Here is a 24,605-nt window from a genome sequence, read left to right on the forward strand (position 1 = left end):
CGGCTACCGCTGCTTGATCCGCAGGAACGTCACCGAGTTCGCCGGGAAGGTGTGCGTGAACTCGCTGTCGACGCCCCGGAGGGTGGAGGTGACCGGGGTGACCGGGGTGTCCGTCTCCGTGTTGACCGCGTCCGCGTCGGCGGCCAGGGTGGTCACGCGGGCCCTGGAGGAGACCCGGGCGCCGCCGAGGTCGATCGCCGTGCGGGCCTCGGACGGCTGGGCGTTGACGACCTTGACGATCAGGTCGCCGGTACGGGCGTCCTCGGTGACCACCTGGCGGAACGGCTCGGCCGGCTTGTCGTCGGTGAAGCCGCCCCACTCCTGGCCGTCGAGGTAGAGGGTCACCTGGCGGCCCCGCACCTTGATGTCGATGTCGTAGGCGCGGCCCGTCTCGATCGAGCCGGCCTTGGAGATCAGCGTCGACTTGCCGCCGTCCGATGCCTGCTCGACGGCGGACTGGGTGTTGTTCCAGCCGCCGAGGTTCCACCAGTAGTAGTTGCCGGTGTCCTTGACTCCGAAGGCGACGAGGAAGCCCTCCTTGCCGGCCCTCTTGGTGGCCCTCACATGCAGGTCGTAGTCCTTCCAGGCCGGGTCACCGGCCGTGACCAGGGTGTTCTCGGCGGCCTCGTCGGTCTGCACGTACTGGCCGTCCTGGACGCTCCAGCTGCCGCCACCGCTGTGGGCCCACTTCGAGGCGTCACCGGAGAAGTCGTCGTTCAGCAGGGGCGTGCCGTCGGCGGAGGTCACCCTCACGTCGTCGTACGCCGCGCTCGTCGCCCACGTCGACAGGCCGACGGCTCCCGTGATGGGGCCGCTGACGTCCGGCGTGGTGCTCGCCTCCGACGGGACCACGCGGTCGCCGACGTTGGTCATGAACAGCTTCTGGACCTCGTAGCCGGCCGAGCCCCAGGAGGCGCGGTTGTTGAACCAGATCATGTCCGGACGCCACTGGACGTAGTCCTCGTTGGCGAGCAGCGGCGCGTACGAGGCCAGCTTGACGATGTCGGCGTTGCGCTCGAGGCCGGTCATGAACGCGGCTTCGGCGAGACCGTTCTTCCAGGCGTTGCCCTGGGAGGCGTACTCGCCGAGGAAGACCTCGGGACCGTTCCTGTCGTAGGAGTCGTAGCGGTCGTTGTTCTGCAGGAACCACTGCGGGCTGTTGTAGTAGTGCTCGTCGACCATGTCGACGTCGCCCTCGCGGTTGAGCTGCCAGGCGGTGTCGAAGGTCGTGCCGGAGTCGTCGGGGCCCGAGTTGGAGACGACGGTGATGTCCGGGTGCTTCGCCTCGATGGCGGCCCGGAACCGCTGGAAGCGGGCGAAGAACTCGCGCGGCAGGTTCTCCTCGTTGCCGACCCCGATGTGGGTGAGGCCGAAGGGCTCGGGGTGGCCCATCCCGGCGCGGACCCTGCCCCAGGTGGAGGTGGCCGGACCGTTGGCGAACTCGATCAGGTCCAGGGTGTCCTGGATGTGCCGCTTCAGCAGCGCGGGGTCGTCGGTGGCCCTGTTCTGGCCGCAGCCGGTGACCAGTGCGGGGACGACGGGCAGCGGCATCGCGCCGACGTCCTCGGCGAAGCGGAAGTACTCGTAGTAGCCGAGGCCGTAACTCTGGTTGTACCCCCAGAAGTTGGCGTTGGTGGCGCGTTCCTCGACCGGGCCGACGGTGTCCTTCCACTGGTAGGAGCGCTTGCGCTGCCAGCCGGAGGCCTCGCTGTAGTCCTCCATGGAGCCGGTGTTGACCAGGCATCCGCCGGGGAAGCGGACGAAGCCCGGCTCCAGTGCGGCGATCTTCTCGGCGAGGTCCTTGCGCAGGCCGTTGGACTGCTTCTTGTAGGTGTCGCGCGGGAACAGCGACACCATGTCGAGGGCGGCGGCGCCGGAGGAGGCGACGGCGAGGCGGCCGCGGTTGCTGGTGCGGGACGCGGTGAACGTGGCCGTGTACTTGGTCCAGTCGCCCTCGACGGCCACCTTGCGCGTCCTGGCGAGTTCACCGGCGGCGTCCTTCAGGGTGACGGTGAGGGTGCCGGCGCTCCCGGTGCGGGCCCACACCGAGAAGTCGTACCGCTTGTCCTCCTCCACGCGGATGCCGGTGTTGTAGCCGGAGTTCGTGACCGACGAACCGGCCCCCAGCGAGAGGTAGTTGCGGTTGCGCTCGTTGAGCCGGCCGTCGTCGTTCACCACCTCGGCCGTGCCGTCCACCACCCAGGAGGTCAGGGGCGTGTAGGAGCCGTTGTCGGCGGTGGAGTACTCGAAGGACCGGTTCTGCACGAGCTCGGCGTACAGACCGCCGTCGGCGGCCCGGTTGATGTCCTCGAAGAAGACCCCGTACATCGTGTCGTCGATCTCCGCGCCCTCGGCCTCCGGGTCGACGGTGATCGTGTAGTCCGGGGCGTCCCCGGCGTGCGCGGGGGCCGGAACGAGGGTGGCGGCCGTCAGGAGCGCGGTGGCGGTGAGTCCGATTCTGAGGCGGGTGCGGCTGCGTACGGTGCGTGACATGGATACTCGGCGGCTCTCTCTGGGAGTGGGGAGCGACTCTAGGAGTGTTCGACATATCGATCATCGGTCAGCACTTCGAACGGCAAGATAGGGAGGAGGCAGGAACACGTCAATGGGGCGTGCGGCGAAGGACACCACGCGGGAACGAGGCGGGATGAACGAGTTCTGGCCAGTGCCCGACGCACTGGGCTACCTGAGCGGCCGCTGGCGGGCGGAACGGACCGTGCGGGACCTGGCGAGCGGCGAGGAGGGACACTTCGAGGGGACGGTCGTTTTCGGCCCGATGGAGGGCGGCGGTCTGCTGCAGCGCGAGTCCGGCGACTTCACCTGGCACGGTGTCACCCGGCCCGCCGGGCGGACCCTGCGCTTCCTGCCCGGACCGGGCGGCACGGCGGACGTACGGTTCGCGGACGGGCGCCCCTTCCACGACCTGGACCTGACCACGGGACGGTACGTCGCCGACCACCCCTGTTCGGCCGACCTCTACCGGGGCGAGTTCACCGTCCGGGACGCGGACCACTGGCGGACCGTCTGGCGGGTGCGCGGTCCCGCGAAGGACCTGGAACTCACCACCGGCTACGCGCGCGCGGTCTGAGCGGACGCCCCCTCGATGCGCAGGCTCCAGCGGCCCGCCCGGCCGGCGACGCCGATCGTCGACAGCGAGCGGACGTCGATGTTCCAGTACGTGGCGGGCGGGGCCTTGAGCACGTACACCAGGGCGGCACGGATCACCGACGGCTCGGCCACCGCGACGACCAGGCAGCCGTCCTCGACCGGCCGGGTGTCGAGCCAGCCGCCGACCCGGCCGATGAAGGCCGGCAGCGACTCCCCGCCGTACGGGGCGGACCGCAGGTCGGCGAGCCAGGCGTCCACGGTCCCCGGTTCCCGGGCCATCGCCTCCCCCAGGGTCAGCCCTCGCCAGCGCCCCATGTCGCAGTCACGCAGCGCGGGTTGCACCAGTGGTGCGTATCCGAGGCCTTCCCCGGTGGCGCGGCTGCGCGGGGCCGGGGAGCAGTAGCGCAGATCGGCCGCGGCGAGCGGCAGCAGTTCGTGCACGACCCGTTGCACCTCGCTCCAGCCGGCCCGGTCCAGCGGCCGGTCGTCCTCGAAGCGTTCGGCGAGCACCGAGGAGCTCCCCGCGGCGGCGACGAACGTGACCCGAAGTGCCATGCGGCGATCGTGGGCCGCCGCGGTGCGCGGGTCAAGGGGTGTCACCGAGCCGCCGCCCGAGGCGCGTCCGGCTTCACCGGCCGGCGAGGACGGGAGGGGCGAGCGCCCCGGAACGCGCCGTCATCCTTCGACGAGCGCCATCCAGTGGTCGGGCCGCTCCAGCGGCCGGAACCCGAGCCTGGCGTAGACGCCGTGCGCGTCGTGCGTGGCCAGCATGATCCGCTTCAGCCCCCAGGGCCGCAGCTCCTCCCGCACGGCCGCCACCAGGGCGGTGCCGACGCCCTTGCCGCGCACCGACGGGTCCACGTACACGTCGCACAGCCAGGCGAAGGTCGCCCGGTCGGTGATGACCCGGGCGTACGCCACCTGCTCCCCCGAGAGCGTGTCGTGGACGCCGAAGTTGAGCGACCCCTCGATCGCCCGGTCCTGCTGCTCGCGGGAGCGGCCCAGCGCCCAGTAGGCGTCGGTGGACAGCCACCGGTGCACGCGTTCGGCGTCGATCCGGGCGGGGTCGGTGGAGGTCTCGTAGCCCTCGGGCAGGCGCGGGATGTCGGTCATGGCCGGATGCTCGCAGGCCGGACGGGGCGGCGTCGAACGGCTATCCCCCGTGTCCCAGCACCTCGTCGCAGGCCGTGCGCAGGCGCCGCACCCCCTCGGCGATCTCCCCGGCGCCGGCCACCGCCGCGAAGCTCAGGCGGAGGTGACCGGCCGGGGGTTCGGCGCTGAAATAGGGGCGGCCGGGGGTGACGGCGACGCCCGCGCGCAGGGCGGCGGCGGTCAGGGCGGACTCCGCCGCGCCGGCGGGCAGCCGCGGCCACAGGTGGTAGCCGCCGGACGGGACGTGCGGCAGGACGAGTTCGGGCAGGTGCAGGCGGAGCGCGGCGGTCATCTCGTCCCGGCGGGTCCGCAGCGCGGCCGAGACCGCGCGCAGGTGGCGCGGCCAGGCGGGTGAGCCGACGAGTTCCAGCGTGGCCTCCTGAAGGGGCCGGGGCACGAAGAAGGTGTCGACGATCTGGATGGCCCGCAGCCGTTCGAGGACCGGGCCGTGCGCGGCGAGCGCGCCCACCCGGAAACTGGGCGAGGTCGCCTTGGTCAGCGAGCAGACGTGCACCACCACCCCGTCGGGGTCGTCGGCGGCGAGCGGGCGCGGCAGCGGGCCCGCGTCCTCGTGCACCAGCCGCCGTACGAAGTCGTCCTCGACCACGAAGGCGTCCGCCTCCCGGGCGATGCTCAGCACCTCGCCGCGCCGGTGGGGGGCGAGCACGGCGCCGGTGGGGTTCTGGAACAGCGGCTGGCAGACGAGGACCCGGGCGCCGGTCGCCCGGAACGCGTCCGCGAGCAGCGCGGGCCGTACGCCGTCCGCGTCCACCGGGACGGGCACCGGGCGCAGCCCCGCCGCGCGGGCGATGGCCAGCATGCCCGGGTAGGTGGGCGACTCGACGAGGACGGGGGCGCCCGGCGGGGCGAGCGCGCGCAGGGCGGTGGTCAGCGCGGACTGCCCGCCCGAGGTGACCAGCACGCCGGCCGCCGTCACCGGACCGCCGATGCTGCGCGCGAACCACTCACGCAGCTCCGGCAGCCCTTCCACGGGCGGTCGTCCCCAGGCGCCCGGCCGGCGCCCGGCCCGGGACAGCGCCGCCGCCATGGCCCGCTCCGGCTGCAGGGAGGGGTGCAGATAGCCGCCGTTGAACTCGATCACGCCGGGCGGCGGCGCGGCCAGCGAGACCAGCACACCGGAGGCGTCCACCGAACGCGGTACGAGGTCGGCGGCGCCGTCGGCGCTGAGCGCCACCTCCTGCCAGGACGTGTCCCCGGCGGGCGCGGGCGTCGTCCGGGGCCGGGCACGGAAGGCGCCGGCGCCGGGCCGGGTGACCACCAGGCCTTCGGCGGCGAGCTGCGCCAACGCCCGGGAGACGGTCACCGGACTCACCCGGAACCGCTCCACCAGAGCCCGGCTGGAGGGGAGCTTTCCACCGGGAGAGTAGCGGTCCAGCTCTCTCCGCAGCTGTTCCACCAGGTCACCGACGCTGCTACGCTCATGCATGAGAGCACAGAGTAGCGCTACCGCCGCGCCGCCGATAGCGGTCGCCACATCCCGCGACCGCCGCGGCTTCGGCACCCTCCAAGCCGCCCTCGGCGTGATCGCCTTCTCCCTCACCTTCCCGGCCACCGCCTGGGGTCTCGAAGGGTTCGGGCCCTGGTCGCTGGTGGCCGTGCGCAGTGTGCTCGCGGCGCTGATCGCCGGCGGCTGTCTGCTCGCGCTGCGGGTGCCGCCGCCGGCCCGGAAGCACTGGCCCGGGCTCGCGGTGGTCGGCGCCGGGGTGGTGCTCGGCTTCCCGATGCTGACCACCCTGGCGCTGCAGACCTCGACCACCGCGCACGCGGCCGTCGTGGTGGGCCTGCTCCCTCTGACCACGGCGCTGCTGTCCGCCCTGCGGGTCGGCTCCAGGCCCTCGCGCGCCTTCTGGGTGGCGGCCCTCGCGGGAGCGGCGGTGGTACTGGCGTTCACCGCGCAGCAGAGCGGCGGCGCGCTGACCACGGCCGACCTGTACCTCTTCGGGGCGCTCCTGGTGTGCGCGGCCGGCTACACCGAGGGCGGCAGGCTGGCCCGGGTGATGCCGGGCTGGCAGGTGATCGGCTGGGCGCTGGTCCTCTGCCTGCCGCTCACCCTGCCCGTCGCCGCGGTCGCGCTGACCGCCGAGCCCGTCCGGCTGACCGCGCACAGCGTGACCGGCCTGCTGTGGGTGGCGGCGGGTTCGCAGTTCCTCGGGCTGATCGTCTGGTACCGGGGCATGGCGGCCATCGGCATCCCCAGGGCCAGCCAGTTGCAGTTGGCCCAGCCGCTGCTCACACTGGTGTGGTCGGTGCTGCTGCTGAACGAGCACCTGACGGCGGCCGCCCCGCTGACGGCCGCGGCCGTGCTCGTGTGCATCGCCGTCACCCAGCGGGCACGCGGTTGAAAGGAGGCCCCGATGCGCGCAACCGAGGGCGACCAGCTTGTCCAGCACGGCAGGGTGGTCGGCCAGCACGACAAGGTCGGCGAGATCGTCGAAGTGCTCGGCCCGAAGGGCGATCCGCCCTACCGGGTCCGCTTCGAGGACGGACACGAGGGCGTGTGCTCGCCCGGCCCCGACACCGAGATCCGGCACGGGGCGACGCGCCGGCGCTAGAGCGGTGCGGGGGTGCGACCCCCGCGCCGTCCCCGACCGGGCCCGCCGTCACCTCGCGGACGGCGGGGAGGACGTACCCGTGCGCTCCCGGGTGCCCGGCGGCCGGCGTGGGGCGGCGGGACGGCCCGGCCGGCCCCGCCGGGCCGGGCCACCCGCCTTGTGGGGGGTCCTCCCCACGTACGGCCGGATCCTCCGGGTCCCGGACCACTTCGGTTGCGGGCCGCGGCTGCGGACGGCCGCGTCAAGGTGGGCGAGCGGTTCGGCGTGCCGTCGCGAGCGCCCCGCATCACATCCGCCCCGTCGTGCCCTTCCCTGGAACGCCGGGGAATCCCTGCTCGGTCACGGTCCTGCGCCCGGGGTCTCCCACCCTTGCGATCGATCATCGATACTTCGGAGTAACGTGCACGGACGGAGCAGGGCCGCAACCCGGCGACCTGCCACGGCCATAAGCAGGAGCGAAAGGACCGATGTGACCGACATCGAACGCGTCGGAGTGGTGGGCTGCGGTCAGATGGGTGCGGGGATCGCCGAGGTGTGCGCCCGTGCCGGACTGGACGTCAAGGTCGCCGAGACCACCGGCGAAGCCCTGGAGATCGGCCGTACCCGGCTGTTCAACTCCCTGTCGAAGGCGGCCGAGCGCGGCAAGATCTCCGAGGAGGAGCTGGCGTCCACGCAGGCCCGGCTGAGCTTCACCACGGACCTCGGCGAGTTCGCCGACCGTGATCTGGTGATCGAGGCCGTGGTCGAGAACGAGCAGGTCAAGACCGAGATCTTCCAGGTCCTCGACCAGGTGGTGACCCGGCCGGACGCGATCCTGGCCTCCAACACCTCCTCCATCCCGCTGGTGAAGCTGGCGGTCGCCACCTCGCGGCCGGACCACGTCATCGGCATCCACTTCTTCAACCCGGCCCCGGTGCAGAAGCTGGTCGAGCTGATCCCGGCGCTCACCACCTCCGAGGGCACGCTGAGCCGGGCCCAGGTCTTCACCGAGAAGGTGCTGGGCAAGCACGCGATCCGCGCCCAGGACCGCTCCGGCTTCGTGGTGAACGCGCTGCTGATCCCGTACCTGCTCTCCGCGATCCGGATGTTCGAGTCGGGCATCGCCAGCCGCGAGGACATCGACAACGGCATGGAGATGGGCTGCGCCCACCCGATGGGCCCGCTGAAGCTGTCCGACCTGATCGGCCTGGACACGGTGGCCTCGGTGGCGCACTCGATGTACGAGGAGTACAAGGAGCCGCTGTACGCCGCGCCGCCGCTGCTGCAGCGGATGGTCGACGCGGGGCGGCTGGGCCGCAAGACGGGGTCGGGGTTCTACACCTACGTCTGACACCGCGGCTGTGGGCCCGGTCCGGTGGTTCCGGGCCGGGCCCACGGTCGTTCCCGCCGGCCGACGGCTGGGCGGAGCCGCGTCACTCCCGGGACGGCCCGTCCCTCACGACGCTCCTTCGTCGCACTCGTCCGGCTTCTCGACCTCCTTCGCGAAGGAGACGATCAGACGCTTCATGGCGCCGGCGTCCCTGCGGTCGGAACCGTAGGCCTGAATTCCGGTGTGGGGCTTCCTGCTCGTACTTCTCGTCGACGCGGTCCTCCGTCCTGCCGAACGCCAGCCAGTCCGAATGCACGTGCCGCCCGTCGTCCGCGGTCTCCTCCATCCGCTCCCCCTCGTACAGTGCGGCGGCCCGTTTCCGCGCCGTCCGCCCTGCTGCCTGCCCGACACTCCGCGGCGGGACGGACGGCGTGGCGCCGCCGGTCACGCCGGGGACTGGAGGTGGCTCGTCGGATGCGGGTGCGTGGTGGCCGGCCGCTCGGGCGCCCGCACCCCTGCGGGGGTGCTCCCCACGTGCCGCTCGTTCCTGAGGACCAGCAGCGCCACGTCGTCCTTCGGCGGGCCGGCGGTGTGCCGCAGCAGCGCCGTGAGGACCGTGCGCAACACGGACCGGGCGGTGAGCGGGTGCTCGCGCGCGGCCTCGGCGAGGACGGCCCGCAGGGGGAGGAACCCGCCCTCGGCGTCCCGTGCCTCCTCGACCCCGTCCGTGTGCAGGACGAGTGCGTCGCCGGGCAGCAGGGGTCCGCAGTCGACGGCGGGGAGTTCGGACGGCAGCGGGAACGGGCCGAGCGGCGGGAGCGGATCGGTGCGGGCGAGCGGCTCGGCCCGTGCGCCGGTCAGCAGGTGCGGCCAGGGGTGGCCGCAGTTCAGTGCCCGTACGCCGCCGTCCGGGAGGATCTCCAGCAGCAGGACGGTGACGAACTCCTCATCGGGCGCGCCGTCCTGGGCGGGATCCGCCGGGTGGTGCCCGCCGTGGGCCCGCTCCCTCAGGTGCCGGGCCATCGCCCGCTCCAGCCGGCGCAGTACGCCGGCGAGTTCGGCCTCGTCGTGGGCGGCCTCGCGGAAGCTGCCGAGGACGGCGGCGACGGTCCGTACGGCGCCGATTCCGTGCCCTCGGACGTCACCGATGACGACCCGTACGCCGTGCTCGGTGGCGACCACCTCGTACAGGTCGCCGCCGATCCGGGCTCCCGGGTCGGCGGAAAGGTGGGCCGCGGCGGTGGCCAGGCCGTCGACCCGTGGGGGCGGCGGCCGCAGCAGCGCGCTCTGCGCGGCCTCCGCGACCTGACGGGCCCGCCGCAGTTCGCGCAGCAGCCGGTGCCGGACGTGCATCACCAGACCGGTGATGATCCTGCACATCACGGCGCTGCTGACGAGGCGCGCGCCTAGGGCGTCGTCGTAGGCGAGCGGGCAGGTCAGCCGGTAGGCGACCGCGGTGGCGCCCAAGGCCGTGGGCACCGCGAGGGTGGGCACCCGCGAGGACAGGAACCGGGGCGGCACCCTGCGGGGAGCCCCAGGCTTGAAACGGATCATGCCGATGGCCCCCCAATAGGCCCGGACAGCGCAGACCGGCCCCGAGAGGCCGGTCTGATTCTGTCGGCCACATGGCCTGATCCGGACGTATCGCCTTGAATAGTCACCCGAACGAGTGAGGTGACCGGCGGGATGAGGGGTGTCGGGGGTGCGGGAGGCGTCTGTCGCGCCCCTCGCACCCCCGGAAAGCGGCGGTTACCGGCCCCGTGGGCCGGCCTCCGGCGCGGGCAGGGGATTTTCGCCCCCGCCGCCCCTTCCCGTCCCTGGGGCCGCGCCCCCAGCCCCCTCGTCCTCGAACGCCGGACGGGCTGGAACGGGGCGTCAGCCCCTCAGGACCGCTCCGGTGCGGTCGCCCGCGAGGGTGACCGCCGATTCGCGGGCCGCCGAGGCCTCGTCGACGGTCAGCGTGCGGTCACTCGCCCGGAAGCGCAGCGCGTACGCCAGGGACTTGCGGCCCTCGCCCAACTGCTCGGCGTTCTCGTACACGTCGAACAGGCGGATGGACTCCAGCAGTTCACCGGCGCCCTCGCGCAGCGCCGCCTCGACGTCCGAGGCGGGCACGAACGCGTCGACGACCAGTGCGACGTCCTGCGTGGCGACCGGGAAGGTGGAGATGCCCGGCGCCTGCGGGGTGTCGTGGCCGACCTGCTCCAGGGCGTCCAGGTCCAGCTCCATCGCACAGCTGCGCGCGGGCAGCCCCAGGGTCTTCAGGACGCGCGGGTGCAGTTCACCGGCGTGGCCGATGACACGCTCGGCACCGTCGACGGTGACGGTCAGCTCGGCGCAGCGGCCCGGGTGCCACGGCCCGTACTGGCCCTTGCGGACGCCCAGTTCGGCGCCGGCCTCGCGGGCGACGGTCCGGGCCGCCTCGACCGCGTCGGCCCAGTCGGCCGGGCGGCCCTTGCCCCACCAGCCGGCCTGCTCGCGGGCCCCGGTCAGCACGACGGCGACATGCCGCGGCTGGTGGGGCAGCGCGGCGTCCAGCGCGGCGATGTCCTCCTCGCTGGGGCGCCGGTCCACGGACAGGTTCGCGGCGGCCCGCTGCTCCTCGCGCGGCTGGAAGACCAGGCCGGTCTCGAACAGCGCGAGGTCGTGCGAGCCCCGGCCGTCGTTGCGGCGCAGCGCGCCGAGCAGGCCCGGCAGCAGCGAGGTGCGCAGCGCGGGCTCCTCGTCGCTGAGCGGGTTGACCAGCCTGACGACACGGCGGGCCGGGTCGTCGGCCTCCAGGCCGAGCCGGTCGAAGACCTGCTCACTGACGAACGGGTAGTTCAGCGCCTCGACGTAACCGGCCCCGGCCAGGGCCCGGCCGACACGGCGGTGCAGACGCTGGCGGGCGGTCAGGCCGCGGCCCGCCGGGGGCCTGGGCAGCGTGGAGGGCAGGTTCTCGTAGCCCTCCAGACGGATGACCTCTTCGGCCAGGTCGTTGGGGTCGGTGAGGTCGGGCCGCCAGGACGGGACCGTGACGATCAGCTCGTCCTGGCCGTACACGTCACAGCCGACCTCCTGGAGGCGGCGTACGACGGTCTCGCGGCCGTACGTCACGCCCGCGACCTTGTCCGGGTGGTCGGAGGCGACGGTGATGGTGCGCGGCGCGGTCGGGGCGACGACCTCGGTGACGCCGGCCTCGGCGGTGCCGCCCGCGAGCAGCACCAGCAGGTCGACGGTGCGCTGCGCGGCAGCGGCGGCGGCCTGCGGGTCGACGCCTCGCTCGAAGCGGCGGGACGCCTCGGAGGACAGCTTGTGGCGGCGGGCGGTGCGCGCGATGGACACCTGGTCGAAGTGGGCGGCCTCGATGACCACGTCACTCGTCGCGCTCTCGGTGTCGCTGTGATCGGCGATCTCCGTGTCGGCGCCGCCCATGACGCCGGCCAGCCCGATGGGGCCGCGGTCGTCGGTGATGACCAGGTCCTCGGCGTGCAGCTTCCGCTCGACGCCGTCGAGGGTGACGATCTTCTCGCCCTCCTCGGCCCGGCGCACCCCGATGGTGCCCTGGAGCAGGTTCCGGTCGTACGCGTGCAGCGGCTGGCCGAGCTCCATCATCACGTAGTTGGTGACGTCGACGGCGAGCGAGATCGGGCGCATGCCGACCTTCTGGAGCCGGCGCTTCAGCCAGATCGGGGAGCGCGCCTCGGGGCTGAGGCCGGTCACCGTGCGGGCGGTGAAGCGGTCGCAGCCGGCCGGGTCGGAGACCTTCACCGGGTAGCCGAAGGCGTTCGGCCCCGGCACGTCGAGCAGGGCCGGGTCGCGCAGCGGCAGGCCGTAGGCGATGGCGGTCTCGCGGGCGACGCCGCGGATGGACAGGCAGTCGCCGCGGTTGGCGGTGACGGCGATGTCCAGGACCTCGTCGACCAGTTCGAGCAGCTCGATGGCGTCCTTGCCGACCTCGGTCTCCGGCGGCAGCACGATGATGCCGTGCGTGCCGTCGTCGCCCATGCCCAGCTCGTCGCTGGAGCAGATCATGCCGTGGGACGTCTTGCCGTAGGTCTTGCGCGCGCTGATCGTGAAGCCGCCGGGCAGGGTGGCGCCGGGAAGGACCACGACGACCTTGTCGCCGACGGCGAAGTTGCGGGCGCCGCAGACGATCTCCTGGGGCTCGCCGGTACCGTTGGCCTGTCCGACGTCGACCGTGCAGAAGCGGATCGGCTTCTTGAAGCCCTCCAGCTCCTCGATGGTCAGCACCTGGCCGACGACGAGGGGGCCCTTGAGGTCGGCGCCGAGGTGCTCGACGGTCTCGACCTCGAGCCCGGCCGAAATGAGCTTGGCCTGCACGTCACGGCCGGTCTCCGTCGCCGGCAGGTCGACGTACTCCCGCAGCCAAGAAAGCGGGATCCGCATCAGATCTCCATCCCGAACGGCCGGGTGAACCGGACGTCACCCTCGACCATGTCTCGCATGTCCTCGACGTTGTGGCGGAACATCAGCATCCGCTCGATGCCGAACCCGAAGGCGAAGCCGCTGTACTTCTCGGGGTCGACGCCGCAGGCGGTGAGCACCCGCGGGTTGACCATGCCGCAGCCGCCGAGTTCGATCCAGCCCTCGGACGAACAGGTGCGGCAGGGCCGGTCGGGGTTGCCGACGGACGCGCCCTTGCAGACGTAGCAGAGCATGTCCATCTCGGCACTCGGCTCGGTGAAGGGGAAGAAGTTCGGCCGCAGCCGGGTCTTCATCTCCGCGCCGAACAGCGACTGGACCATGTGGTCCAGGGTTCCCTTGAGGTCCGCCATGGTCAGGCCCTCGTCCACGGCGAGCAGCTCGACCTGGTGGAAGACGGGGGTGTGCGTGGCGTCCAGCTCGTCGGTGCGGTACACGCGGCCGGGACAGATCACGTAGACCGGCGGCTCGCGGTCGAGCAGGGAGCGGATCTGCACGGGCGAGGTGTGGGTGCGCAGCACGACGCCGGACTCGGCGCCGCCCTGGGGGCCCTCGACGAAGAAGGTGTCGGCCTCGCCGCGGGCCGGGTGGTCCGGGCCGATGTTGAGGGCGTCGAAGTTGAACCACTCGGCCTCGACCTGGGGGCCCTCGGCGACCTCGTAGCCCATGGCCACGAAGATGTCCTCGATGCGCTCCGACAGCGTGGTGAGCGGGTGCCGGGCGCCGGCTGGGACGCGGTCGTGGGGCAGCGTGACGTCCACGGCCTCCTCGACCAGGACGCGCGCGTCGCGCTCGGCCTCGAGTTCGGCCTGGCGGGCGGCGAGGCCCTTGTTCACGGCACCGCGCGCCTGGCCGACGCGCTTGCCGGCGTCCGCCTTGGCGTGCGGCGGCAGGGCGCCGATCTCGCGGTTGGCCAGCGCCAGCGGGGAGGCGGCGCCGGTGTGGGCGACCTTGGCCTCCTGGAGCGCGTCGAGGGAGTCCGCGGCGGCGAAGGCGGCGAGCGCCTCGTCCCGCATGCGCTCGATCTCTTCCGGTTTCAACGCCTCGACCTCGACAGGGTCGTACGACTTATTCGGTGCCGACATCTCTTCCCGTGCTTCCGATTGTCCCCAGCTGCCGCTGGGAGGTCCCCCAGGCTGATGGTCCCCGTACCGACTCGTGGACGGTGCGTCCAGGTTTTTGGGACACAAAGGTGCCAAAGGCCGAGTCTAACGGTGCCGGGGCAGGCGAATGCGCCCGTGGGGCGGGGCCGGATCTCAGGTGAGATACGCGGGCGCCGCCACGGGCAACGTAAATCGGAACTGCGCGCCGCCTCCGGGGGCGCGTCCGACCGTGATGGTGCCGCCGTGGGCTTCGACGATGCCCTTGACGATGTACAGCCCCAGGCCCGTCCCGCCGCGCTTGCTGCCCCGCCAGAAGCGGGTGAAGACGCGGTTCATGGACTCCTCCGGGATGCCGGGCCCTTCGTCGCTCACCGTGACCGACGTACCGGCGTCCTCCCGTTCGCGGGGGGACGCCGAGGGCGTGATGTCAATCGTGACGGTTCCCTCGCCGTGCCGCACCGCATTTTCCAGCAGGTTGCCGAGCACCTGGTCGACCTTGTCGGGGTCGGCCCACAGATCGGGCAGCGGGCGCTGCACCCGCAGCAGGAAGCGGTCGGCCCGCTGCCCGGCGGCGACGTAGGCCTGGATGTGCCGTCCGACGGCGGCCCCGATGTCGACGGGCTGGCGGCGCACCTCCAGGCGCCCGGAGTCGATGCGGGATATGTCGAGCAGTTCGGCGATGAGCCGGGTGACCCGGTCGGCGTCGGCGTCGACGGTCTCCAGCATCAGCCGCTTCTGGTCGTCGGTGAACCGCTCCCACTTGGCGAGCAGGGTGGCGGTGAAGCCCTTGACGGAGGTGAGCGGGGAGCGCAGTTCGTGGGCGACGGTGGCGATCAGTTCGGCGTGGCTGCGCTCGGTGCGGCGCCGGGCCTCGGTGTCGCGCAGGGTGACGACGACGCGGCGGACCGGGCCGGCGGGTTCGTCGCGGACGTAACGGGCGGAGACCAGGACTTCCCGGCCTCCGGGGAGCAGCAGGTTGCGTTCGGGCTGGCGGACCCGGATGGCGAGGCCGCCGTAGGGGTCGGTGAGCTGCCACCAGCGGCGGCCCTCCAGGTCCTCCAGGGGCAGGGCGGTCTCCAGCGGCTGCCCGAGGGCCCGCCCGGCGGGTACGGCGGTGATGCGGGCGGCGGCGGCGTTGAAGCAGATCACCCGTCCGTGTTCGTCGGCGACGACGAGTCCGTCGGGCAGCTGGTCGGGGTCGATGCCGAGTTCGGCGAGGTCACCGGGCCGGGGCGCGGGCGGGCGCGCCGTCCGCTCCGCTCCCGGTGCGCTGCTCGTGCCGACGCTCATCCCCGTACCCCACCTCTCGGAACGTCCTCGGGGCGCCCCGTGCTCGAGCCCTGCCGAGAGCCTGGGGGAGGGTCCCCGAGCTGGTCACCCTACTAGCTCCCGGTGACGGAGCGGCACCCTCCGGCGGCGCGCTGTGCACGCGCCGACGCGTAGAGACATACGGCGGCGGCGGTGGCGAGGTTCAGGCTCTCCGCCTTTCCGTGGATCGGGACGCGGACGACGGCGTCGGCCAGGGCGCGGGTCTCCTCCGGCAGGCCCCACGCCTCGTTGCCGAAGACCCAGGCGGTGGGCCCGCCCATGGCGCCCTTGTCGAGCTCGTCGTCGAGGTCCCGGTCCCCGGCGCCGTCGGCGGCGAGCAGCCGCACGCCCGCGTCCCGCAGTCCGGTCACGGCCTGTTCGACGGGGACGCCCACGGCGACGGGCAGATGGAACAGGGAGCCGACGGAGGCGCGTACGGCCTTGGGGTTGTACAGGTCGACGGAGGCGTCGGTGAGGACGACGGCCTCGGCTCCGGCGGCGTCGGCGCACCGCAGCACGGTGCCGGCGTTCCCGGGGTCGCGTACGTGGGCGAGGACGGCGACGAGGCGGGGCCGGGCGGCGAGGATCTCCTCGAACGGCGTGTCCAGGAACCGGCAGATCCCGACGAGCCCCTGCGGGGTGACGGTGGTGGAGATGTCGGCGATGACGTCCTCGGAGGCGAGGTGCACCCGGGCCCCGGCGTCCCGGACCGTTCCGACGATGTCGGCGTACCGCTCGGCGGCCTCGACGGTGGTGAACAGCTCGACGAGCGTGGCGGTGCTCCCGCTCCGGTGCCCGGCGGCCTCCCGCACGGCCTGCGGCCCCTCGGCGAGGAACAGCCGCTCCTTCCCCCGGAAGTTCCGCTTGGCGAGCCGTCGGGCGGCACTCACTCGGACGGAGCGGGGAGAGATCAGCTCGGGGCTGACGGGGGCCATCTTCTTCGTCACCTTCGGGAGTACTCAACACGCGGCCGTGCGGCTCCCCGGGGGCGCGGGGAGGCAGCGCGGCCGGCCACAGCGGACCCGCAGCCGGACAGCCGCGACTGACGATCACAACAACAGGACCCGCAAGCGATGAAGCCTGCGGGTCCCACACTCACGTCCGGCTCAGAGCCGGCGCGGCGTCACGCCGCCTTGGGCGCGTTCACGTCCGCCGGCAGCGCCTTCTGCGCGACCTCGACGAGCGCGGCGAACGCGGTGGCGTCGTTGACGGCCAGCTCGGCCAGGATCTTGCGGTCGACCTCGACGTTCGCGGCCTTCAGACCCTGGATGAACCGGTTGTACGTGATGCCGTTGGCGCGGGCAGCGGCGTTGATGCGCTGGATCCACAGCTGGCGGAAGTCACCCTTGCGCTTCTTGCGGTCGTTGTAGTTGTAGACCAGCGAGTGGGTGACCTGCTCCTTGGCCTTGCGGTACAGGCGCGAGCGCTGACCGCGGTAGCCGGAGGCCTGCTCGAGGATCGCCCGGCGCTTCTTGTGGGCGTTGACTGCCCGCTTGACGCGTGCCACTTGTTTGACTCCTTGTAGCGGGGCCGTGGTTGTCCTCACACGGCCCGGTATCGATTGGGTCCCGGTCCTGCCGTACGGCGCTCAGCGGCGCCCGTACGTCACTTGCCGAGAAGCTTCTTGATCTTCGCGGCGTCGCCCGGGGCCATCTCGGCGTTGCCGGTGAGGCGACGCGTCACGCGGGACGACTTGTGCTCGAGCAGGTGGCGCTTGCCGGCGCGCTCACGGAGCACCTTGCCGGAGCCGGTGACCTTGAAGCGCTTGCTGGCACCGCTGTGCGACTTGTTCTTCGGCATAGCGCCGTTCTCTCCTCGTCGGTGGCGCCCCGGTGCCCGGTCATGAGAACCGGGCACGGTGGAGCGTCGTACTTGTATCGGTTTGCTTCCTGGGGCTCGCGCCCCCGGGAGTCACGCCTCGGCAGGTTCCTCGGCCGGCTGGGCCTCGGCGTCCGCGGCGTTCTGCGACTTGCCGGGATTGGCCTTCGCCTCCGCCTTGCGGGCTTCCTGCGCCTGGCGAGCCTCGGCCATCGCCTCGGTCTTCTTCTTGTGCGGACCGAGGACCATGATCATGTTGCGGCCGTCCTGCTTCGGGTTCGACTCCACGAACCCGAGGTCGGCCACGTCCTCCGCGAGACGCTGCAGCAGCCGGTAGCCGAGTTCCGGCCGGGACTGCTCGCGACCACGGAACATGATCGTGATCTTGACCTTGTCGCCCTGCTTGAGGAACCGGACGACGTGACCCTTCTTGGTGTCATAGTCGTGCGGGTCGATCTTCGGCCGGAGCTTCATCTCCTTGATGACCGTGTGCGCCTGGTTCTTGCGCGCCTCACGGGCCTTCATGGCCGACTCGTACTTGAACTTCCCGTAGTCCATGAGCTTGCACACGGGCGGACGGGCGTTCGCCGCGACCTCGACGAGGTCGAGGTCGTACTCCTGCGCAAGCTCCAGGGCCTTGGCAAGCGGGACAATCCCGACCTGCTCGCCACTGGGACCGACAAGTCGCACCTCGGGAACGCGAATCCGGTCGTTGATGCGGGGCTCGGCGCTGATGGATCCTCCTCGGTAGCACCACGCGACGGTCTGGCGGACAGCCGCGTAACGTCTGTATTCGTTAGACCTGACCGCGCCGGAGCAAAGAAAATGCCCCGGACGATCACAGGCGGGGCTCCTCGAACTACCGGAGCACCGCCACGGGGACCGCGGGGCGCGTCATCGGGCGGGTCGCCGCCTCGGGGACGGGACCGCCTGACCGGTGACCCGCCGCCCTGAGGGCGGCCAGGTGGGAGTTCGAAGCCTCCACTTGTGGGCCGGGCTCGCGCGCCGTGAGGCATACGGGTCCGACCGGTCGTTACACAAGGTTAGCAGCTCCCGGCGAGGCGCACCAACGGGCCGTCTCCCGCCTCCTGCCGTCAGGAGGGCGTCCCGCTGCGCCTATCGTGTGGGGCATGAGTGACACCTCCCCCTCGGACACCCCCGAGACCTCCGGCAGCCCCGACTTCGACACCATGGCCCGCGACATCGCCGAGGTCCCGGCCGTCGAGGTGATCGTGACGGTCGCCGTCAATCTGATGAGCGCCGCCGCCGTGAAGCTCGGTCTGACCGAGGAGGGCGACAAGTTCAAGGACCTGGACGAGGCACGCAAGCTGGTGCACGCGCTGGCCGGTCTGCTGGACGCCTCCGCGACGGAGATCAGCTCGTTCCACGCGGCGCCGCTGCGCGACGGTCTGAAGTCGTTGCAGCTGGCGTTCCGCGAGGCCTCCCTGGTCCCGGACGAGCCCGGTCAGGGCCCGGGCGAGAAGTACACCGGACCGCTCTACGGCTAGGACGTCAGGGACGTACGTACAGGGGCTCGCCCGGAAGCGTGGTCCCGGCCGGCAGGACTGCCAGGTCGAGGCCGCTCACCAGGCGGGCCCTCAGTGTTTCGTCGGCGGCGAGCCGCCGGGCCACGGCACGGGCGGCCTCGCCGACGGAGGCGTCCGGGTCGAGGACCAGGGCGAGGGTGCCATCGGCCTGCCCGGGCCCGAGGTGGGCCCGCAGCACGGCGGGCTCCGCGGCGACGACGGCCCGTACGGCCCGGGCGACGGCCGGGTCGGCCAGCGGGTCGGTGCTGGTGCGGCCCTCGGCGAGGGCGAGCAGCGTGGGACCGGTCAGCTCGAAGGGGACCGGACCCGACATGTCCAGGACGACCGTGTCCGCCTTCTCGTGCGCGGCGGCCTGCAACGCCTGGTGCAGCGGTACGGCGACGGGGCGGGCCGCCGGGTCCCAGCGGGCGAGCGACTCGGTGGACGTGAAGACGGGCAGGGCGGTGCGCCCGCCGGCCTTCAGGGTCGGTACGGCCATGTCGCTGGTCTTCTCGCGGCGCAGGCCGTCCTCGTCCTCCTCCACCTCGCCGAGCAGGGCCACGACGGGGACGAGCAGCCGGGCGCCCTTGAGTGCCTCCAGGACGGGGCCGACGGCGTTGCCGTCCTCGGCCCAGGCGGCGAGCGCGGCGCTCAGCCGGGGGTCGGCGGCGCCGTCGTCGTCGCGGAACGGGGAGTCGGGGATGTTCTTGTTCGCCACGGTCACCGAGCCTATCGGGGGACCGAGGACGTTCCTCACCGGCCTCTCACCGAGATCCGAGCCGGATCCCGGCTCCCTCCAGCGGTTCGCACAGCCACCGCCCCGGCCATCGCGGCCGTGGACTCCCCCGGCGGACCGCGGCGGCGGGGACGGTGTGCATGACCTCGTGGACGCACCCGCGGCCGGAGACCGTATCCCCGTCGGTCTCGCGGGCGGCCGACGGCCCGGGACGGGCGTTGAGGAACGGCCGGCTGCGGCGCGGCACCACCGGGCTGTGGGTGATCGACAGCATCGGACGGGTGACGGCCGACGGCCACGACCACCTGGTGACGGCGCTGTCGCGGGGCAACGCGACCGGGAGGAGGGGATCGCGCTGACCGAGGCCGCGGCGCGGGCGGCGGCGTCCGTGTTCACCGGGGACGCGGCGGGGCCTCAATCCGCGTCGTGCCGGGTGCGGCGGCCGCGCCACAGGACCACCGCGGCGACCAGCAGCACACCGCCGGCGCCGCCCGCCAGGGGGGCCGCCCAGCCGGCGGTGCCGTCGTCGGAGCCGGCGGCGTCCGGGCCGGGGCCGAAGTACTTTTCGCCGTACGCCGCCGGCTTCAGGCCCTCGGGCTTCATCCGGGACGCGGCCTCGATCGCGGCGGCCGGATCGACGAAGCCGAAGCCGCGGGAGTCGTCCCGGCCGTCGGCGGGGGCGTTGCGGGCGGTGTCCTCCAGGAGCCGCTTGATCTGGGTCGGGTTCAGATCCGGGTGGGCCGCCCTGACCAGGGCGACGGCCCCGGAGACGAACGCGGCGGCGGCGCTGGTGCCCCAGCCCTCGTAGTACTTGTGGTCGGGGTCGGCGATGATCACGTCGACGCCGGGGGCGCTGACCGTGGCGTACCAGCGGCGGGTGGAGAACGGGGCGCGGGTGCCGTAGCGGTCGACGGCGGCGGCGGCGATGACGCCCGGGTAGGCGGCCGGGTAGGAGACGTGGTCGCCCTTCTCGCCGCCGTTCCCGGCGGAGGCGACGACGGTGACGCCCTTGCGCAGGGCGTACTGGATGGCCTGGTCCTCGCTGGGTTCGGGGTGTGCGGAGGCGGAGTCGTCGCCGAGGGAGAGGTTGATGACGTCGGCGCCGTGGTCGGCGGCCCAGCGGATGCCCTCGGCGAGGGCGTTGCCGCGGGTCTTGCGGGCCTCGGCGCGGGAGGGGTCGCCGTCCTCCAGGATCACGCGGACGGGGAGGATCTTCGCCTCGGGCGCGATGCCCATGACGCCGTCGGCGTTGCCGGGGCCGTGTCCGTGGCCGGCGATGATCCCGGCCATGGCGGTGCCGTGGCGGGCCCAGGCGCGGTCGCCCTCGCTCGCGCCGAAACCGACGAGGTCCTTGCCGGCGAGGACGTTGCCGTCGAGGTCGGGGTGGTCGGCCTCGACGCCGGTGTCCAGGACGGCGACGGTCACGCCCGCGCCCTTCGTGGTCCGCCACGCCTCCTCGGTGTGCATGGCCTCCAGGGACCACTGGCGGGCGCGGATGCCGTCGGCGTGCGCGGCGGTGGCGGGGACGAGCACGAGGGCGACGGCGAGGAGGCCGCCGAGTGCCGCCGCGGCGGGGCGCCGGCCGGTGACGGGTCTCATGACGGCTGCTCCGTGGCGGTGTCGGCCTTCCTGCGCAGGCCTCGCTCGACGCGGTCGGCGAGGCCCTGGGCCTCGTGGCCGAGACCTGCCTGGGCGGGGGCGGTGGTGGCTCCGGACTCCATGGCGTCCTCGGCGGGTTGCGGGGTGTCGACGGTGCGCCCGTCGGCCCAGCCGGTGACGGCGTAGACGACGGCGGGGACGTCCGTGAGGACGGAGATCGACCAGGTGGCGCGCTGTCCGGCGCCGAACCCGGCGGCGGCGGTGTCCTTCGCCGCGTACGGCAGGGGCATCAGGTCGGTACGGCGGTCCAGGCGTTCGGCGTCGAAACGGCGGGCGAGGGAGGTCATGGCGGCGGCGTCGGCCTCGGTGAACAGCAGGCCGACGGTGGTGACGTGGCTCTGGGTGGCGTCGGTGTAGGTGGCGCGCAGCAGGCGCTCGCAGCCGACGGGGGCGAGGACCTTGCGCAGCAGGGCGTCGAAGGCGTCCTCGCAGCCGCTGTCGGGGGCCACGGCGATACGGGTCCAGGTCCGGTCGGCGCCGCCGGGGCCGGCGCCCTCGCCCTGCACGGTGGGCGGGAACAGCTGGTCGACCGGGACGTTGTGCCACAGGGTCCGGACGGCGGCGAAGCCGTGCGGGGCGCCGGGTGCGTCGGAGTCCCCGGCGAGCCAGCTCCCGGTGACGGCTCCGCCGATGAGTCCCGTCCCGAGGACGAGACAGGCGGCGGCCGCGACGGCCTGCGACCGCCCCCGCCGGCCGAGCGGCCGGGGCCGCGCGCCCTCGCCGTACCCCTCCGGCTCCCCGAACGACACCAGGGGCCGCCCCGCTCCGGGCGTACCGCCCGGCGCCACGGGGGCGCTCCAGGAGAGAGCGGGGTCGGGGGCGTGCGCCGGGCCCGTGCCGGCACGGCGTGCGTCCGGGACGGACCCGGCGCCCGGCCGCCACGCGGGGCGGGGCGGCGCGTACGCCGGGTCCGTCCCGGAACGGCCCGCGCCGCCGGGGCCCGGGCGTGCGCCGGACGGTGTGCTCGGACGGCGCGGGCCGTCCGTGTCCGGCCGCACGGCGCGCAGCCGGGTGGTGGTCTCCGACTCGGTTTCGGGAGGGGTGCCCGTGCCGCGTGCGGTGGACCGGTGGGCGGGCCGCGACGGTACGGAGGGTGAGCCGCCCGGTGACCGCGTGCCCCGGCCCGCGGCCGGCGGCGTGTCGGGGAAGCGGGCGGAGGCACGCGGAGGCGGGGGGGCGGCGGGGGCCGTGCCGGCGGAGGCCCCCTCGCCGAAGCGCGGAGAACGCGGCGGGGGCGCCGAAGGACCGTCCGCGCCGTCGGCGTCCGTACGGGCGGGCTCGTGCGGTTCGAACGCGCCCGCACCGCGTGCGGTCTCCCCACGGGGGCCGTCGGCGGCCGCGGGGGCCGGTTCGCGGAGGGTGAAGGGACCGGAGCCGCCAAAGGTGCGGCCCCGGGGGGCGCCGGCCTCCGGGGCCGTGGGGCGGGCCGCGTCGTCCGGGCCCTTCCGTTCCTCCGTGTCGGGCCCGGCCGGTCCCGGCGGGTGCGCGGGGCGCGGAGGGACGGTGGGGCGCGGGGGGTGGGAGGCGCGGCGCGCTTCCGTGCTCATGCACCCCCCGTTTCGTCGTGCCCGCCCGGCACGGACTCGTCCCGGGCACAGATACCCGCACGGACGGCGCGTCATCCCGGCCCGGCCGTCCGGCCGGCCCGTTCCGCCGTGCGTGCGCGTCACTCTACGGCGTGGTCCGCGTCGAACGGGAGCCAGTCCACGGGGCCGCGGCATCTGCCCGGAACATCCCCTACCGTGCGGTAATCCCGTCTGGCAGGCTGCGCACATGACTGCGCGCGCCGCCGACCGGGCCCGTTACGAGCGGGCCACCGCCCGCCTCGACGCCCCCTTCGCGATCGTGGACCTGGGGGCCTTCGACGCCAACGCGGACGATCTGGTCCGCAGGGCGGGCGGGAAGCCGGTCCGGGTCGCGAGCAAGTCCGTGCGCTGCCGTGCGCTGCTCGAACGGGTCCTCGCCCGGGACGGTTTCGCGGGCGTCATGTCGTTCACCCTCGCCGAGTCCCTGTGGCTGGCCCGCTCCGGTTTCGACGACGTCCTGCTGGCCTACCCCTCCGCCGACCGCGCCCGCTACGCCGAGCTCGCCGCCGATCCCGAGCTCGCCGCCGCCGTCACGGTCATGGTCGACGATCCGGCGCAGCTGGACCTGATCGACGCCTCGCGCGCGGGCGGCGGTGAGGTGGTGCGCGTCTGCCTGGAGCTGGACACGTCCCTGAGGCTGCTGGGCGGGCGGGTGCGGATCGGTGCCCGGCGTTCCCCGCTGCACTCCCCCGCCCAGGTCGCCGAGTTCGCGCGCGCGGTGGCCCGGCGGCCCGGGTTCCGGGTCGTCGGGATCATGGCGTACGAGGGTCATGTGGCCGGTGTCGGCGACGCGGTGGCCGGACGTCCGCTGCGGTCGCGTGCGGTGCGGCTGATGCAGACCGCCGCGCGCCGTGAACTCGCCGAGCGGCGGGCCGCGGTGGTGCGGGCGGTGCGGGCGGTCGTGCCGGATCTGGAGTACGTCAACGGCGGCGGTACGGGCAGTATGCAGCACACCGCCGCGGAGGACGCGGTCACCGAGATCGCGGCCGGTTCGGGGCTGTACGTGCCGCGCCTGTTCGACAACTACACGTCGTTCAGCGGGCGTCCGGCGGCCCTGTTCGCCCTGCCCGTCGTGCGGCGGCCCGGTGTCGGCGTGGTGACGGTGCTGGGCGGGGGCTATCCGGCGTCGGGCGCGCCCGGCGCGGACCGGCTGCCGGCGCCGTATCTGCCCGAGGGGCTGCGGTACGACTCCCAGGAAGGGGCCGGTGAGGTGCAGACGCCGCTGCTGGGCTCGCCCGCCGACGATCTCCTGATCGGCGACACGGTGTGGTTCCGGCACGCCAAGGCGGGCGAGCTGTGCGAGCGGTTCGACGCGCTGCACCTGGTGGAGGGCGACGCGGTGACGGCGACCGTGCCGACGTACCGGGGCGAGGGCCGCACGTTCCTGTGACGGCTCAGTCCGCCGGGCCGATGCTGCTGCCGACGCCGCCGCCGGAGGCCGGGTCGGTGACCGAGCGGATGCCCTCGGTGATCCGGTCCATGTCGGCGAGGGGCGGACCGTCCCGTCCGGCGTCGAAGACGTAGCGGACGAGGACCGGGGGCCCGGTGCCGACACTGGAGGGGAACACCAGCGACTGCACGTAGCCGCCGGGTCCCTCGGCGGTGGTGACGCGCCAGCGCACGAAGTAGCCGGCGCGGCCCGCCACCGCGACCGGGCCGGACTTCACGACCTCGTGGGACTCCAGGCCGCCGTAGGGGCGCCGGCCGAGGAGGTCCTCGTCGAAGGCCGCGTCGGCCGCCTCGGATACGTCCTCCTCGGCGAGCGCCTCGGGCGAGGTCTCGTCGTTCTCGGTGACCGTGCGGGAGATGACGAGGCCGTGCCGGCAGACGCTGCCGTCGCCGGGGCAGTCGTAGGTGCCGTCGGTGGTCATGACGACGTCGTCCTGGGCCACGTTCTCGGGGCGGACCCAGCCGTCGAGGAGCGGGAAGGTGATCCCGTTGAGCTGGTCCTCGACCACGTCCGGGTCCCCGGCGGACGGCTCGGACGCGGACGGCGACGGGGACTCGGGAGCGGACGTGGCGGAGGTGGGAGCGGTGCGCGTCCCCGGTTCGCGCTCGTCCCCGCCGAGGAGCACCGCGCCGGTGACGACCGCCGCGACCAGCACGGCGCCGGCGGTGGTGAGGGCGATCGCCCTCGCGCGGCCGGTCCCGCCGCCGGACGGGGGCGGCGGCACGGCGGGAGCCCCGGGCGTGCGCCGGTGCTCGGTCCAGGCCGTGCCGTCCCACCAGCGTTCCAGGTGCGGGGCGTGCGGGTCGCGGTACCAGCCGGACGGGGGCGTCATGCTCATCCGGGCACTGTAGG

At 73.5% G+C, this 24,605-nt stretch carries 23 protein-coding genes; 7 read left to right on the plus strand and 16 right to left on the minus strand.

Annotated elements, in window-relative coordinates; translation table 11 throughout:
- Positions 1 to 3: 3 nt before the first annotated feature.
- Entirely contained in the window at positions 4 to 2,493 is a 2,490-nt protein-coding gene (locus ACZ8ZB_RS06640) for an alpha-L-arabinofuranosidase C-terminal domain-containing protein (protein ID WP_470736770.1), read from the minus strand.
- Between the two features lie 154 nt (positions 2,494 to 2,647).
- On the opposite strand from ACZ8ZB_RS06640, the gene ACZ8ZB_RS06645 reads away from it, so the two are divergent.
- Positions 2,648 to 3,088 carry a DUF6314 family protein gene (locus ACZ8ZB_RS06645; RefSeq protein ID WP_470736771.1) on the plus strand — a complete coding sequence of 147 codons (441 nt, stop codon included), beginning with the start codon at positions 2,648 to 2,650 and terminating at the stop codon, positions 3,086 to 3,088.
- On the opposite strand, the gene ACZ8ZB_RS06650 is transcribed toward ACZ8ZB_RS06645, so the two are convergent.
- The 3 genes from ACZ8ZB_RS06650 to ACZ8ZB_RS06660 form a co-directional block, all read right to left on the minus strand.
- The gene (locus tag ACZ8ZB_RS06650; protein ID WP_470736772.1) at positions 3,070 to 3,663 is read right to left on the minus strand and encodes a histidine phosphatase family protein; all 594 of its coding nucleotides are present in this window, start codon (positions 3,661 to 3,663) and stop codon (positions 3,070 to 3,072) included. The two genes, ACZ8ZB_RS06645 and ACZ8ZB_RS06650, sit on opposite strands and share 19 nt — an antisense overlap.
- Before the next feature lie 120 nt (positions 3,664 to 3,783).
- Complete coding sequence (locus tag ACZ8ZB_RS06655; protein WP_470736773.1) at positions 3,784 to 4,221, minus strand: GNAT family N-acetyltransferase; 438 nt, start codon at positions 4,219 to 4,221, stop codon at positions 3,784 to 3,786.
- A 40-nt stretch (positions 4,222 to 4,261) separates the two neighbouring features.
- A complete protein-coding gene (locus tag ACZ8ZB_RS06660; protein WP_470736774.1) occupies positions 4,262 to 5,707 on the minus strand; it encodes an aminotransferase-like domain-containing protein in 1,446 nt (481 codons plus the stop codon).
- On the opposite strand from ACZ8ZB_RS06660, the gene ACZ8ZB_RS06665 reads away from it, so the two are divergent.
- The 3 genes from ACZ8ZB_RS06665 (at position 5,706) to ACZ8ZB_RS06675 (ending at position 8,163) form a co-directional block, all read left to right on the plus strand.
- A complete protein-coding gene (locus tag ACZ8ZB_RS06665; protein ID WP_470736775.1) occupies positions 5,706 to 6,623 on the plus strand; it encodes a DMT family transporter in 918 nt (305 codons plus the stop codon). The genes ACZ8ZB_RS06660 and ACZ8ZB_RS06665 overlap by 2 nt on opposite strands.
- Positions 6,624 to 6,635: 12 nt before the next feature.
- Positions 6,636 to 6,833, plus strand: coding sequence for a DUF1918 domain-containing protein (locus tag ACZ8ZB_RS06670; protein WP_470736776.1), 198 nt, complete (start codon positions 6,636 to 6,638; stop codon positions 6,831 to 6,833).
- Positions 6,834 to 7,302: 469 nt separating this feature from the next.
- Positions 7,303 to 8,163: a 3-hydroxybutyryl-CoA dehydrogenase gene (locus tag ACZ8ZB_RS06675; protein ID WP_470736777.1), complete on the plus strand. Its 861-nt coding sequence runs from the start codon at positions 7,303 to 7,305 to the stop codon at positions 8,161 to 8,163.
- Between the two features lie 423 nt (positions 8,164 to 8,586).
- Here ACZ8ZB_RS06675 and ACZ8ZB_RS06680 read toward each other — a convergent pair whose 3' ends face one another.
- From ACZ8ZB_RS06680 to infC, 8 genes are all read right to left on the minus strand, one after another.
- A complete protein-coding gene (locus tag ACZ8ZB_RS06680) occupies positions 8,587 to 9,696 on the minus strand; it encodes a PP2C family protein-serine/threonine phosphatase (RefSeq protein WP_470736778.1) in 1,110 nt (369 codons plus the stop codon).
- 321 nt (positions 9,697 to 10,017) lie between these two features.
- Positions 10,018 to 12,531: a phenylalanine--tRNA ligase subunit beta gene (gene pheT, locus ACZ8ZB_RS06685; RefSeq protein WP_470736779.1), complete on the minus strand. Its 2,514-nt coding sequence runs from the start codon at positions 12,529 to 12,531 to the stop codon at positions 10,018 to 10,020.
- A complete protein-coding gene (gene pheS, locus ACZ8ZB_RS06690; RefSeq protein WP_470736780.1) occupies positions 12,531 to 13,652 on the minus strand; it encodes a phenylalanine--tRNA ligase subunit alpha in 1,122 nt (373 codons plus the stop codon). Before pheS ends, pheT begins: the two co-directional genes overlap by 1 nt.
- Positions 13,653 to 13,823: 171 nt before the next feature.
- Positions 13,824 to 14,960 carry a sensor histidine kinase gene (locus tag ACZ8ZB_RS06695; protein ID WP_470736781.1) on the minus strand — a complete coding sequence of 379 codons (1,137 nt, stop codon included), beginning with the start codon at positions 14,958 to 14,960 and terminating at the stop codon, positions 13,824 to 13,826.
- Between the two features lie 92 nt (positions 14,961 to 15,052).
- Entirely contained in the window at positions 15,053 to 15,913 is an 861-nt protein-coding gene (locus tag ACZ8ZB_RS06700) for a TrmH family RNA methyltransferase (protein ID WP_470736782.1), read from the minus strand.
- A gap of 188 nt (positions 15,914 to 16,101) precedes the next feature.
- Complete coding sequence (rplT, locus tag ACZ8ZB_RS06705) at positions 16,102 to 16,485, minus strand: 50S ribosomal protein L20 (protein WP_004933571.1); 384 nt, start codon at positions 16,483 to 16,485, stop codon at positions 16,102 to 16,104.
- 98 nt (positions 16,486 to 16,583) lie between these two features.
- A complete protein-coding gene (gene rpmI / locus ACZ8ZB_RS06710; protein ID WP_004933563.1) occupies positions 16,584 to 16,778 on the minus strand; it encodes a 50S ribosomal protein L35 in 195 nt (64 codons plus the stop codon).
- Positions 16,779 to 16,889: 111 nt separating this feature from the next.
- The gene (gene infC, locus ACZ8ZB_RS06715) at positions 16,890 to 17,531 is read right to left on the minus strand and encodes a translation initiation factor IF-3 (protein WP_078662092.1); all 642 of its coding nucleotides are present in this window, start codon (positions 17,529 to 17,531) and stop codon (positions 16,890 to 16,892) included.
- Between the two features lie 395 nt (positions 17,532 to 17,926).
- Between infC and ACZ8ZB_RS06720 the strand changes: the two genes are divergently transcribed.
- The gene (locus tag ACZ8ZB_RS06720; protein WP_470736783.1) at positions 17,927 to 18,304 is read left to right on the plus strand and encodes a DUF1844 domain-containing protein; all 378 of its coding nucleotides are present in this window, start codon (positions 17,927 to 17,929) and stop codon (positions 18,302 to 18,304) included.
- A gap of 4 nt (positions 18,305 to 18,308) precedes the next feature.
- Here ACZ8ZB_RS06720 and ACZ8ZB_RS06725 read toward each other — a convergent pair whose 3' ends face one another.
- A complete protein-coding gene (locus tag ACZ8ZB_RS06725) occupies positions 18,309 to 19,040 on the minus strand; it encodes an SseB family protein (RefSeq protein ID WP_470736784.1) in 732 nt (243 codons plus the stop codon).
- A 158-nt stretch (positions 19,041 to 19,198) separates the two neighbouring features.
- On the opposite strand from ACZ8ZB_RS06725, the gene ACZ8ZB_RS06730 reads away from it, so the two are divergent.
- Complete coding sequence (locus tag ACZ8ZB_RS06730) at positions 19,199 to 19,417, plus strand: hypothetical protein (protein ID WP_470736785.1); 219 nt, start codon at positions 19,199 to 19,201, stop codon at positions 19,415 to 19,417.
- Positions 19,418 to 19,472: 55 nt separating this feature from the next.
- On the opposite strand, the gene mycP is transcribed toward ACZ8ZB_RS06730, so the two are convergent.
- Both mycP and ACZ8ZB_RS06740 read right to left on the minus strand, forming a co-directional pair.
- Positions 19,473 to 20,657, minus strand: a complete 1,185-nt coding sequence (gene mycP / locus ACZ8ZB_RS06735; protein WP_470736786.1) for a type VII secretion-associated serine protease mycosin — start codon at positions 20,655 to 20,657, stop codon at positions 19,473 to 19,475.
- A complete protein-coding gene (locus ACZ8ZB_RS06740) occupies positions 20,654 to 22,264 on the minus strand; it encodes a hypothetical protein (RefSeq protein ID WP_470736787.1) in 1,611 nt (536 codons plus the stop codon). The genes mycP and ACZ8ZB_RS06740 overlap by 4 nt, the downstream gene beginning before the upstream one ends.
- 226 nt (positions 22,265 to 22,490) lie before the next feature.
- Here ACZ8ZB_RS06740 and ACZ8ZB_RS06745 point away from each other — a divergent pair, with 226 nt between their 5' ends.
- Positions 22,491 to 23,693: an amino acid deaminase/aldolase gene (locus tag ACZ8ZB_RS06745; protein ID WP_470736788.1), complete on the plus strand. Its 1,203-nt coding sequence runs from the start codon at positions 22,491 to 22,493 to the stop codon at positions 23,691 to 23,693.
- 4 nt (positions 23,694 to 23,697) lie between these two features.
- On the opposite strand, the gene ACZ8ZB_RS06750 is transcribed toward ACZ8ZB_RS06745, so the two are convergent.
- The gene (locus ACZ8ZB_RS06750) at positions 23,698 to 24,585 is read right to left on the minus strand and encodes a DUF2510 domain-containing protein (RefSeq protein ID WP_470741433.1); all 888 of its coding nucleotides are present in this window, start codon (positions 24,583 to 24,585) and stop codon (positions 23,698 to 23,700) included.
- Positions 24,586 to 24,605: the final 20 nt, after the last annotated feature.

The organism is Streptomyces sp. 12E (assembly GCF_055633275.1).

Coding starts and splice junctions, on each gene's coding strand:
- ACZ8ZB_RS06680 (WP_470736778.1), bottom strand. CDS start 9,696: ATGATCCGTTTCAAGCCTGGGGCTCCCCGCAGGGTGCCGCCCCGGTTC.
- ACZ8ZB_RS06650 (WP_470736772.1), bottom strand. CDS start 3,663: ATGGCACTTCGGGTCACGTTCGTCGCCGCCGCGGGGAGCTCCTCGGTG.
- rpmI (WP_004933563.1), bottom strand. CDS start 16,778: ATGCCGAAGAACAAGTCGCACAGCGGTGCCAGCAAGCGCTTCAAGGTC.
- ACZ8ZB_RS06740 (WP_470736787.1), bottom strand. CDS start 22,264: ATGAGCACGGAAGCGCGCCGCGCCTCCCACCCCCCGCGCCCCACCGTC.
- ACZ8ZB_RS06665 (WP_470736775.1), top strand. CDS start 5,706: ATGAGAGCACAGAGTAGCGCTACCGCCGCGCCGCCGATAGCGGTCGCC.
- ACZ8ZB_RS06655 (WP_470736773.1), bottom strand. CDS start 4,221: ATGACCGACATCCCGCGCCTGCCCGAGGGCTACGAGACCTCCACCGAC.
- ACZ8ZB_RS06640 (WP_470736770.1), bottom strand. CDS start 2,493: ATGTCACGCACCGTACGCAGCCGCACCCGCCTCAGAATCGGACTCACC.
- ACZ8ZB_RS06645 (WP_470736771.1), top strand. CDS start 2,648: ATGAACGAGTTCTGGCCAGTGCCCGACGCACTGGGCTACCTGAGCGGC.
- ACZ8ZB_RS06660 (WP_470736774.1), bottom strand. CDS start 5,707: ATGCATGAGCGTAGCAGCGTCGGTGACCTGGTGGAACAGCTGCGGAGA.
- ACZ8ZB_RS06720 (WP_470736783.1), top strand. CDS start 17,927: ATGAGTGACACCTCCCCCTCGGACACCCCCGAGACCTCCGGCAGCCCC.
- pheT (WP_470736779.1), bottom strand. CDS start 12,531: ATGCGGATCCCGCTTTCTTGGCTGCGGGAGTACGTCGACCTGCCGGCG.
- ACZ8ZB_RS06745 (WP_470736788.1), top strand. CDS start 22,491: ATGACTGCGCGCGCCGCCGACCGGGCCCGTTACGAGCGGGCCACCGCC.
- ACZ8ZB_RS06700 (WP_470736782.1), bottom strand. CDS start 15,913: ATGGCCCCCGTCAGCCCCGAGCTGATCTCTCCCCGCTCCGTCCGAGTG.
- ACZ8ZB_RS06695 (WP_470736781.1), bottom strand. CDS start 14,960: ATGAGCGTCGGCACGAGCAGCGCACCGGGAGCGGAGCGGACGGCGCGC.
- mycP (WP_470736786.1), bottom strand. CDS start 20,657: ATGAGACCCGTCACCGGCCGGCGCCCCGCCGCGGCGGCACTCGGCGGC.
- pheS (WP_470736780.1), bottom strand. CDS start 13,652: ATGTCGGCACCGAATAAGTCGTACGACCCTGTCGAGGTCGAGGCGTTG.
- ACZ8ZB_RS06670 (WP_470736776.1), top strand. CDS start 6,636: ATGCGCGCAACCGAGGGCGACCAGCTTGTCCAGCACGGCAGGGTGGTC.
- ACZ8ZB_RS06730 (WP_470736785.1), top strand. CDS start 19,199: ATGACCTCGTGGACGCACCCGCGGCCGGAGACCGTATCCCCGTCGGTC.
- ACZ8ZB_RS06750 (WP_470741433.1), bottom strand. CDS start 24,585: ATGACGCCCCCGTCCGGCTGGTACCGCGACCCGCACGCCCCGCACCTG.